This is a genomic window from Candidatus Hydrogenedentota bacterium (assembly GCA_016791475.1).
Classification (GTDB): domain Bacteria; phylum Hydrogenedentota; class Hydrogenedentia; order Hydrogenedentales; family JAEUWI01; genus JAEUWI01.
Genome location: JAEUWI010000103.1, coordinates 1 through 10,445, shown reverse-complemented (window position 1 = coordinate 10,445; position 10,445 = coordinate 1). Strand labels below are relative to the sequence as shown.

Sequence of the window (10,445 nt, the reverse complement as noted above, 5' to 3'; positions counted from 1 at the left end):
GCCTTCAGCCTTCAGCCTTCAGCCTTCAGCCTTCAGCCTTCAGCCTTCAGCCTTCAGCCTTCAGCCTTCAGCCTTCATCCTTCAGCCTTCATCCTTCATCCTTCAGCCTGCAGCCTGCAGCCTACAGCCTAGATCTTCGGGATATACCCCTCAATCTTCTGATTCCGCGCGAAGGTTTCATCCAGCGTCGTCAGCCGAATGCGCAAATGTTCCTGCAGAATGCTGCACTGGACCGTATCGGCGATGAGACTCGCCTCGCCGCCGCCTTCGGGGTATTGCTTGCTGGTGATCAGTTCCCAGGCCTTGGTGTAAGCCGCGTGGGCCCCTTTCAGCTTGTCATTGTCGTTCACCCAGCTATAGCCCTCTTCGTAGAGCTGATCGCCGTGCGTCTTGAGCTGCTCCGCCGCCGTTATCTTGTCTTCCACCGACATCTCCGTCTTCACCATCGCCGCCTCCGGCGTGGGGGCCTCCGGGTCGGGCGTGAGAAAGGCAATCACATTAATCGTCGTGGCCATGGCCACCAGAAGTATGGGGGCGAGGTAACGCTTCGCCCCCGGCGCATGCACAGGGGAGAGTGTCGGCGAAGCAGGCCGCTGGGGCAGCACCTCGCCAATGGCGGTCTTCGGGTCTCGTGGTTGCAGTTGGCTCATGGTTGCCGCTTGGTTGAGGCTTCAGACTTCAGGCTGTAGGCTGTAGGCTGTAGGCTGTAGGCTGTAGGCTATAAGTTCCGGGTCACAGGCGTCAAGTCGAGAATCAGACCGATCAGACCGATCAGACCGATCAGACCGATCAGACCGATCAGATCCCTCCGATCAGTCTGATCCGTCAGATCGGTCCGATAGTTCCCTCCGTCCTGCCGCCTGCCGCCTGCCGCCTGCCGCCTGCCGCCTGCCGCCTGCCGCCTGCCGCCTGCCGCCTGCCGCCTGCCGCATGCCGCCTGCCGCCTCCAGCCTCCAGCCTCCAGCCTCCAGCCTCCAGCCTCCAGCCTCCAGCCTCCAGCCTCCAGCCTCCAGCCTTCCACCCCACCTGTTTCCACAGCACTACGGTTTTGCATTCCACTTCCCCCGTGTTATAGTGACGCACCATGCAAAATCTCTTCTGGTTCATCGTCGCGGCGGCCGCCCTGGGGCTGGCGTTTGTCCTGCAAAGTCCCTACATGGCCTTTGCAGTCTACACCTTTCTGCTGCTCGTCGGCCTGGCCCACTTTTCCTCCCTCGCCTGGCTCTCCGGGTTGGATTGCACCCGGACCCTCTCCAAGGAAACCGCGCTTCAGGGCGAAGAGGTCTCCATCAAGGTGGTGGTGGAAAACAAGCGCGGCTGGCCCATCCCCTGGATCTTCATCGAAGATTACCACCCGAAGGATTTCCCCCGCATGGGGCAAAATAAGCAACTGGCCTTCCTCATGCCGGGCCATTCGGTCACCCTGGAATACCGCCTTCAATGTCCCCGCCGGGGCTATCACCGCATCGGGCCGCTGCTGATGGAATCGGGCGATCTATTCGGGCTTCAGCGCCGCTTTCGCACCGGCGTGCAGCAGGACTACCTCTCCGTGCTGCCCACGGTCGCCTATATCGACACCTTCAACGTGGCCACCAAACGCCCCCACGGGCCCGTGCGACTGTCCAACCGGATCTACACCGACCCCACGCGCATCAACAGCATCCGCGAATACATCCCCGGCGATCCCTTGAACACCATTCACTGGAAGGCCACCGCGCGCACCGGCAAGCTCCACGTGAAGACCTACGAACCCTCCAGCGTAATCGGCGGCACGCTCGTGCTCGATCTGCACGACGCAAGCTACAAGCCCGAACGCAAAGAGGAGCGCATGGAACTGGCCATCACCACAACGGCCTCCATCGCCTATCTGCTCCAAATCTCCGGTGAACAGGTGGGCATGATTACCAATGCCCGTGATGCCGCCGAGGTGGCCCAGTACGAGATCGAAAAGCGGGAGACCCTGAGCCGCCAGGAGGTGGACGCCGAGGTAGAAGGCGAACTCCAGGGCACGCGAATCAGCCCCCTGTGCGTGGAAACCTCCCGCACGCCCTACCAGGCCCAGCGCATCATCGAAAACCTCGCCCGAGTGTTACCCACCGATGGCCTGGACGGCATGAACCTCGTGATGAACCAGTACCACATGCTCCCGCGCGACGCCACCCTCATGATCATTGCCCCCATCATCACCGAGCGCATGGCCCACGCCCTGGGCGCCATAAAACTGTCCGGTTTCAATGTCAGCGTATTCCTGATCATGGATCAGCGGGCCTACGAAGAAGCGGCCCGTTTTCTGGCTCCCCACAACATCCACGTCTTCCATATCGAGCACGAGCGCAGTCTGCATGAAATCTCTCCCGCCAAAATTGGGTAAGCGCCGCCCCGCGCTGGCGGGCACCGACTTCCACTCGCTCATGAACACCGTCGATCCCGACCTGAAGGAGATCGACGAGCGCGAGTTCGCGAAGGCGACCGATTTCCAGTCCCTCAAGCGGGATCCGGGGCCCACGGTGCGCACGCCGCCCCGGACGATGACCGATTTCATCGTCGATTTCATGACGCCCTTTCTGATTTTCATCATGTGCTACGCGGTGCTCTTCTTCCTCCTCGACGTACGCTTCATCTACACCGAAGTGAACGACAAGAGCTTCCGCTGGGTCGCCTTTTTCTTTCTCATGGGCATCGTCGCCTCCAACCGCATTCTCGCAAAGGACGCCACACCGGACGGCTACCTGCTCCCCGTCATTTTCGCGGGCACCATGGGGCTTTACACCCTCTCCATGTCCGCGTTGTACGAGAACAGCGGCTCCGTCGCGCGCCACTTTCTGAACGACGCGCCCTGGATCGCCACCGCCTTCAACATCGGCGTGGTGGTGCTCATCTGGTGGGTGGTCAACCGCCTGACCCACGAGTGCTGCATTGATGAAAACAAGACCGCCGGAGATGTGGGTATCCTCACCGGCACCGCGCGCAAGTTTCAGCAATCGCTGCGCCCGGAGGTAGCCGATCCCCTGGCGCACCTCTACGAAACCGAAGAGCACGCCGCCTTTGCCAGGGCCCAGGGCAAGGAATTCATGCCCATGAACGTGCTCGAAGCCTTCGACCCGACCGAGGGATGGAAGCCCAAAGCCAAGCCGAAGCCCAAATTCAACCTCGACGCATCCCAGCGCCTTTCCACGAAGCACCCCGGCATTTCCATCCTCTACTTTTCCGTACCGGTCATGTTCATCTTCACCCTCGGCATCCGCGTCGTCCAGCAGGGCGGGGAGAGCTGGGTGCAGTCCGGCCATCTCTACGCGGGCATCTACACGCTGGCCGCGCTGCTGCTCCTCCTTCTCACCAGCCTCGGCGGACTCCGGGAATACTTTCGCTCCCGCATGATCGCCATGCCCGCCCTCATGGGCTATTTCTGGATCGGCCTGGGCATCATCATGGCCGCCATGGTCATGCTCGCCGCCGCCCAGCTCCGCAAACCCGACCTGCCGCCCATCGCCATCGTGCAGGAGCACCAGACCGATTTCTGGACCCGCGGTTCCACCTTCGAACTCGCCGCCACCACCGCGAAGCCCATGGAGCTGCTGGCCCAGTCGAAATTCATGGACAATCTCGGCAAGGGCGTCCTCGCGCTCTTCGGCCTTTTCGCGCTCTATGGCGTACTCAAATTGATGGCCTCCGGCGCGGGCTGGATCGCCCGGCGGCGCCATCGCTTCCCCCGTTTCGTCGTCTGGTTCTTCGACCGGCTGGAGAAGCTCCTTTCCGCCATCACCAGCGTGCCGTCCATGCCCAAGATTCGCTGGCGCCCCCGCATCGATCGCGGCATCGCCACCAGCAGCCAGTACGAGAATTCTCTCGGCCAGCCCCAGGGCGACGAGCCCCTGACCCTCGACGATCATGTGGCCTATGCCTACGAGGCCCTCGGCGCCCTCGCCTACGATCTCGGCGTGCCCCGGGGCACCGGACAAACCCCCTACGAGTTCATCGACGCCTTTCCCAGGCCCCTGCGCAAATTGAAGAAGGATGCCCGAGAATTGACCCGGCTCTACGTCCAGTCGGCCTACTCCCGCCAGCCCCTTCAGCCTTCCGATGAGCAGGCCCTCCGCAAATTCTGGATCGCCTACAACCAGACCAGGCGGCGCGTGTTGCGATAGCCCTTCCCCTGGCCCCAGTTCCAAAGGCCCATGCCCCATACGCCCCCCTGAGTCCCATTTAATTGGCTTGAACCGCCAATTCCGAATTCTCTAGACTAGTGCTACAAACTCTTTTTTCAAAGGAAGCTCGAATGCAGTATCGGAAACTTGGGGTATCCCATCTTAAGGTCTCCGTCCTGTCGTTTGGCGCGTGGCAGTTGGGGGACCAGGGATACTGGGGAGGGGGCACACCCTACCGACCTCTGGAGGCGGTGCGCGCGGCAATCGACAGCGGCATCAACCTCTTCGACACCGCCGAAGTGTATGGCAACGGCGAGTCGGAACGTGTTCTCGGCCAGGCGCTGGGCACGGACCGAAAACGTGTGCTGGTCGCCACCAAAGTGTTACCCCATAATTGCACCCCGGAGCGCATTCGTGCCGCCTGCGAGGCCAGCCTGCGCCGCCTGGGTACCGACTACATCGACCTGTATCAGATTCATTGGCCCTTCCGACAGAAGCCGGTGCGTGACCTCCATGGCAACCCCGTGCCCGTGCAACCCAGTGTGATGCTGGCCTGCGACACCCTGCGCACCCTGCAGAACGAGGGTAAGGTGCGCCACGTTGGCCTGTCCAATTTCGGTCCACTCGACATGGACGACTGGTTCATCCACGGCACCGCCGAGTGCAATCAGATCGGTTACAACATCGTCAGCCGCGCCGCGGAATATAAAGTGCTTCCCGCATGTCGTCGGCTGCAGTTGGGGGTGCTCGCCTACATGCCCCTCCTGCAGGGGCTGCTCGCCCATCCCTGGGACACCATAGACTCCCTGCCGGTGGCCCGTCGGCGCACACGACACTTCAGCGGACGCCGGGAAGGCGTGCGCCACGGCGGTGCCGGCTTTGAATCACTGCTGATGGAAACCATTACGGACCTGCGGCAATTTGCCGACGCCATCGGCGTGCCCTTTGCCACCTTGTGCATCGCCTGGGTGCTTGCCCAGCCCGGGATCACCAGTGCCATAGTCGGCGGTCGCTCGCCCGATCAGGTGCTGCGCAATATTCGCGCTGCCGAATTGAAGCTCGGCCCCGCCGCAATCGCCCGGCTCAACGAACTCTCCGGGCCGCTCAAAATCGCCATGGGCGACAATGCCGATCTCTGGCAGGATGAAAGCACCAGCCGGATACGCTAAGCGCGTGTCACTGCGTGACTTCCGTCGTAAGGAGGGGGTCCGGCTTCTTCTTGGCTGGTCGGCGCAGGCGGGCTTCCCGCTGCTGCGCATTGCTCACGAAGATGTAGTAGAGATACGCCGTGGGTGTGATGATGAGGAATGCGGCCAGCGCGAGCCCGGCCATCGGCATGAAGATCAGGGCGATTACCGTCAGAAGAAGAATCGACATCACCGCCAGACCCGCCAGCAGGATCCACTTGATGTGGCGGAGCTGGGTGTTCATCTCCTCCAGAAGCTCCGCAATATGTTCCTGCCCCTCGTCCATGCCATTCTCCTTTGAAAAACTACCTGTACCTCAATCCTAGCGCCCTCGGGCGTCAAAAGGCAAGGGCGGACCGGACAATCGCGTTAAGACATCAGACACTTCGGGGGTATCGAGCGGGGCTTTCCAGCCCCCGAACCGTGCAACGCAATTGCACGGACAAGATACATACAGTCCAGTCTCGCAATGAATTCGACGGAAACGGGGCAGACCGATTCATCAAATACATGCCCCGGCGTCGGCCCGAGTATAGGGAGCCGGCGCCGGGGGCGTCTGCCTTGTTATCGTGGCGATTCAGGGCGTGGCGATGGTGAATGATCCGTCGCTCGCGTCTCCGATGGCCGGATTGGCCACGGAGCTGATTTCTATCGTGAAGCCGGTCCCCGTCGGATACGTCGAGGGTATGTTCCAGTTGTGGACACCATCGTTCGGCGTGCCGCCGAAGAGGGTGCCGACGTAGGCGCCGCGACGTATCACGATCTTCACCGTCGAGCCTGTGATGCCCGTGCTGCTCCAGCGCAATTCCACGCTGCCGCCGCGGGTGAGGGTTTCCCCGCCATTCGGCGAAATCACCGTGATGGAACTGGCCGACGGCGCGGCGTTGATGCTGAAGGCGCTGTTGCTGCTGTCCGAGATGGCGGGGGTGGATAGCGATCGCACCTCAATGGTGTAGTTGGTCCCGACAAGCTGCCCCGCCGGTATGGCCCAGTCATAGGCGCCGTCATTGGTTGTGCCCGCGTCGACGGTGAAGGACTGGCCCGCGCCATGGGCAAAGATCTGGACAATCGTGCCCACGGCCCCGGTACTCGTCCAGGTGATCGGCAGCGTGCCGCCCTGCAGGTAACTTTCCCCGCCGTTGGGCGCGGTTACCGTGAGCGACGCCGCCGGCGGTGCGGCGTTGATGCCGAAGGTGCTGTTGCTGCTGTCCGTGATGGCCGGGTTGGCCAGGGAGCGCACCTGGATCGTGTAGTTCGTTCCCGTTGGTTGACCCGCTGGGATGCTCCAGTCGAAAGCTCCATCGTTGGCCGTGCTTGCCGCGAGGTTGAAGGTCTGACCCGCGCCGTGGGCAAGGATCTCGACACTCGCACCGACCTCGCCCGTGCTCGTCCAGGTGATCGGTAGCGTGCCGCCCTGCAGGTAGCTCTCGCCGCCATTCGGCGCGGTCACTGTGATCGACGCCGCCGGCGCGGTGTCGCCGATTGCAAAGGTTCCGTAGCTCGTGTCCTTAATCGCGGGGTTGGCCACCGAGCTGATTTCGATGGAGTAGCCCGAGGCGACCGGATAGGTGGCCGGGATGTTCCACGTCTGCACGCCGTCGTTGGGGGTGCCGCCGAAAAGCGTGCTGGCATACGCGCCGCGACGGATGACGACCTTCACACTCGTGCCGACATTACCCGTCGTGGACCACCGAATCTGAAACGGTGCGCCGCGAAGCAGGGATTCGCCGCCGTTGGGTGAGAGCACCGTGACGGAATCCGCAGGGAGCGGCGCCTGAATCGTGAAGGGGGCGTTGCTCGCGTCGTTTATGGCCGGATTGCTCAGCGCGCGCACTTCGATGGTGTAGTCCGTTCCCGCCGGTTGACCCGCCGGGATCATCCAGTCATAGGCGCCGTCGTTGGTCGCGGCGGCGTCAATGGAGAAGGTCTGACCCGCGCCATGGGCCAGCAGTTGAACAATCGTCCCCACCGCGCCCGTGCTTGTCCAGGCGATGGGCACGGTAGCGCCCTGGAGGTACGATTCGCCGCCATTGGGCGCGCTCAGGAGCAGGGTCGGAGGCGCGCTGATGCTGAAGGGCGCGTTACTCGAGTCCGTAATCGTGGGTGTCGTGCTGGAGCGCACCTCGATGACGTAATCTGTTCCGGGCGCCTGATCCGTCGGCACGATCCAGTTAAAAGCGCCGTCGTTCGACGTGGCCGAGACCAGCACGACGCTCGCCGCGCCCCGCCGCGCGAGAATGTCCACATTGGCGCCGGGACTGCCCGTGCTCGTCCAGGCAATGGGCACGGTGGCCCCCTGGAGATAGGACTCGCCGCCGTTGGGCGACGTCACCGTGAGGGTTCCCGCCGGACCCGTGGGTGCTGCGATGGAGAAGCCCGCATCGCTCGCGTCGCTGATGGCCGGGTTGGCCACGGACACCACCTCAAGGGTATAGCCCGAGGCGATGGCGTAGTTCGAGGGGATGTTCCAGGTATGCACACCGTCATTGGGCGTCCCGCCGAAGAGGGTGCCGACATAGGTGCCCCGGCGAATGAGGATCTTCACCGAAGTGCCCACATTGCCCACACTGCTCCAACGGATTTCCGCCGGTGTACCGCGAGTAAAAGTCTCGCCGCCATTCGGGGCAAGCACCGTGATCGAATCCACGGGCGTGTTACTTTCATACGCGCCGATGTCATAGTCCGAGCCATCCGCCGTCGCCGCGCCCAGGCCATCGCCATCGAAACCGCGCGCCACGCCGTCGAAGTCGGTAAGGACACCACCGTCCTCCGGCGCGCTCGTGTCGATACCCATGTCGATGGCGGCCGAGCCGGGCTCGAGGTGGTAGTCGATTACGCTATAAGCGGAGCCCACACCGATACTGTTCGATACCTGCCCGACCACCTCAATTGTTGTTGCGGTATTACTGTGCACCACAAGTTGAACATCGGGAGAGGAAGGAAACAGCGCGAGGTACGTGCCCGCCAGCGCGCCCGGCGTAAATGATGCCTGGGCATCGACCAGGGTGGTGCGGCCTGTCGCCGCCGAGTAGGTGTGTGCTTGGGTCCAGACACCCTGCGAAATCACAAAGGCGGGGTCGCCATCCACGTTGCCGCTTGCACCGGCAAGGGTATTGATCGCGGCAGCGCCGTTGCGTGTAATGGATTCGAAGCGACGATAGTCCCCCTCCGGATTCCCATTGAAGAGGCAGTTTCGGAGGACGAGGCCCGTGGTAGGCGTGTAGTCGAGTATGGCGTAGTCTCGATTTCCCGCGAATATGCAATTGACAAACAGAGGCATGCCCGAGTGAACCTCAATGCCGCCGCCACTGTTCCAGTCCGCATTGTTGTGGGCGATGGTCGTGTTCGCGATCACGCTGCCCGCTTCGCCGCCAAACGCAAGGCCGCCGCCTCCCCAACTGCCCGCGTTGTTTCCGTTGATCAGGCTGTTCGTGATCGCCACCGTAGCGCCCTCACCTACGACGATGCCGCCGCCGAAGCCGCGGTTACCGCTAATCGCGCAGCGGTCCATGATCAGGTGCGAGGGCGCGCCTGTGAGGAGGATACCGCCGCCGGATCCGTAGGCGAAATTGTTGGCAATGGTGGAGTTCGTGATGACGGGGCTGGAACCGAACAACCGAATTCCGCCGCTGCCCAGTATGCTACCCCGGTTTCGAACGACGCGGCAATTGTTGATGAAGGTCGTGGCGTCCAGGTCAATGCCGAGGATACCTGCCGAACCTTCAGCGCCCTGCTCCGGCGCGTAAGCACCGGTAACCGTCAATCCATCCAGGAGAACATCGGAAACGCCATCGAGCACTATCACATTCGGCGCTGGCGACCCATTGATCGCGATCGACGCATCCAGCACCGTCTCGTTCGCATCTGCATCCCGCGTCCAGCCCGCGGCCTCGTAACCGCCGAGCAGGTGTTCGTGGCTGTCCAGCCACAGCGCGCCGCCCGTCGCATTCAGATGCGTGTAGACACCCCTCGCGATGTGAATGGAGACGGTGTTCTCCATCGTCCCCGTCACCGCGTCCACCGCGTGGGCCACGGTCGCCCAGGGCGCGGATTGGGTGCCCACGCCCGTGTCGTCGCTGCCGGAAGCGCCGTCCACGTAGACGTCCGACAGGACGGAGGTATTATCCAACGGATCGGTTCCCGCGCCGACTTCAGTGCCGTCCAACATGCCGTCGTTATCCGAATCAGAATCCTTGGGATTCGTTCCGAGGCTTCGCTCATCACCGTCATTCAGACCGTCGCCGTCCGTGTCGGGGTTGGTCGGGCTTGTATTCGAAATCGCCTCATAGGCGTCGGCGAGATCGTCGCCGTCGGCATCCGCGCCGCAGGTGCCCGTGAAAGTGACGGAAACACCACGACCAGTCAGAGCGGGGACATGGGAGCACAGAGAGACTTGACTCAACGGCGTCCATTGAAGAGCGACTGTGTCGCCCGCGCCAATCCCAGGGTTGTTTACCAGGGCTTGAATGTCCCGAATGGGATTGCTGTGCAATTCCACTGTGCGAAGCAGCGGGAGGTTCGCAAGGGGAGCGAGGTCTCGAACACGGTTGATGTCCAGATCAAGCGTTCTTAATTGCACGAGGTCAGTTAGATAAGAGATATCCGATATCTCATTGTACTCGAGATCGAGGGAATCGAGGTTCGGCATGTGTGAAAGTACAGAGATGTCGCCGATATGGTTGTTCCGGGCGGAGAGCATCTGCAAGGCGGTAAGTCGGTCCAATGCAGAAATGTCCTCGATCTCGTTGCTGGAGATCCAGAGCAACTCCATCTGTACAAATTCGCGAATTGGGGTGACGTCCACTATCGCATTGTTGGCGATGTCGAGGGAGTAGAGTTTGGTGAGCCTGGCCAGGGGGGTAAGATCGGTGATGTTGTTGTCCTGCGCGTGGAGCTTGGTCAGCTCAGACAAATTCGCCAACGGGGAAAGATCTGTTAGCTCGGTGCGCCAGATGTAGAGTTCTTTTAATCCTGTGTGCTCTGAGATCGCCGCGTAGTCGACCAGCGGGTTGCCGCCTACGGCCAGGCTCGTAAGTTTTGGGTGCAGTTTTAATACTACCGCTCAAGCGGCGTGCTGTAGGGCCAAGTATTCTTTCCAAAAGAGGTCCCATCG

Annotated in this window: 6 protein-coding genes; 3 read left to right on the top strand and 3 right to left on the bottom strand. The window is 62.0% G+C overall.

Annotated features, from left to right (window positions below; all coding sequences use genetic code 11):
* Positions 1–128: 128 nt before the first annotated feature.
* Complete coding sequence (locus JNK74_27990) at positions 129–650, bottom strand: hypothetical protein (protein ID MBL7650031.1); 522 nt, start codon at positions 648–650, stop codon at positions 129–131.
* 434 nt (positions 651–1,084) lie between these two features.
* On the opposite strand from JNK74_27990, the gene JNK74_27985 reads away from it, so the two are divergent.
* The 3 genes from JNK74_27985 to JNK74_27975 all read left to right on the top strand — a co-directional run bounded on the left by JNK74_27985 (position 1,085) and on the right by JNK74_27975 (position 5,314).
* Entirely contained in the window at positions 1,085–2,371 is a 1,287-nt protein-coding gene (locus tag JNK74_27985; GenBank protein MBL7650030.1) for a DUF58 domain-containing protein, read from the top strand.
* The gene (locus JNK74_27980) at positions 2,343–4,145 is read left to right on the top strand and encodes a DUF4129 domain-containing protein (protein MBL7650029.1); all 1,803 of its coding nucleotides are present in this window, start codon (positions 2,343–2,345) and stop codon (positions 4,143–4,145) included. The genes JNK74_27985 and JNK74_27980 overlap by 29 nt, the downstream gene beginning before the upstream one ends.
* Positions 4,146–4,276: 131 nt before the next feature.
* On the top strand, positions 4,277–5,314 hold the full coding sequence (locus tag JNK74_27975) for an aldo/keto reductase (GenBank protein ID MBL7650028.1): 1,038 nt from the start codon (positions 4,277–4,279) through the stop codon (positions 5,312–5,314).
* Positions 5,315–5,321: 7 nt separating this feature from the next.
* Here the strand turns inward: JNK74_27975 and JNK74_27970 are convergent, their stop codons facing one another.
* A complete protein-coding gene (locus tag JNK74_27970; GenBank protein ID MBL7650027.1) occupies positions 5,322–5,618 on the bottom strand; it encodes a hypothetical protein in 297 nt (98 codons plus the stop codon).
* A 291-nt stretch (positions 5,619–5,909) separates the two neighbouring features.
* On the bottom strand, positions 5,910–10,244 hold the full coding sequence (locus JNK74_27965) for a leucine-rich repeat domain-containing protein (GenBank protein MBL7650026.1): 4,335 nt from the start codon (positions 10,242–10,244) through the stop codon (positions 5,910–5,912).
* Positions 10,245–10,445 lie beyond the last annotated feature (201 nt).

Bases quoted from the DNA above. Each gene is read 5' to 3' on its own strand.
- JNK74_27990 (MBL7650031.1), bottom strand. From the start codon at position 650: ATGAGCCAACTGCAACCACGAGACCCGAAGACCGCCATTGGCGAGGTG.
- JNK74_27985 (MBL7650030.1), top strand. From the start codon at position 1,085: ATGCAAAATCTCTTCTGGTTCATCGTCGCGGCGGCCGCCCTGGGGCTG.
- JNK74_27980 (MBL7650029.1), top strand. From the start codon at position 2,343: ATGAAATCTCTCCCGCCAAAATTGGGTAAGCGCCGCCCCGCGCTGGCG.
- JNK74_27975 (MBL7650028.1), top strand. From the start codon at position 4,277: ATGCAGTATCGGAAACTTGGGGTATCCCATCTTAAGGTCTCCGTCCTG.
- JNK74_27970 (MBL7650027.1), bottom strand. From the start codon at position 5,618: ATGGACGAGGGGCAGGAACATATTGCGGAGCTTCTGGAGGAGATGAAC.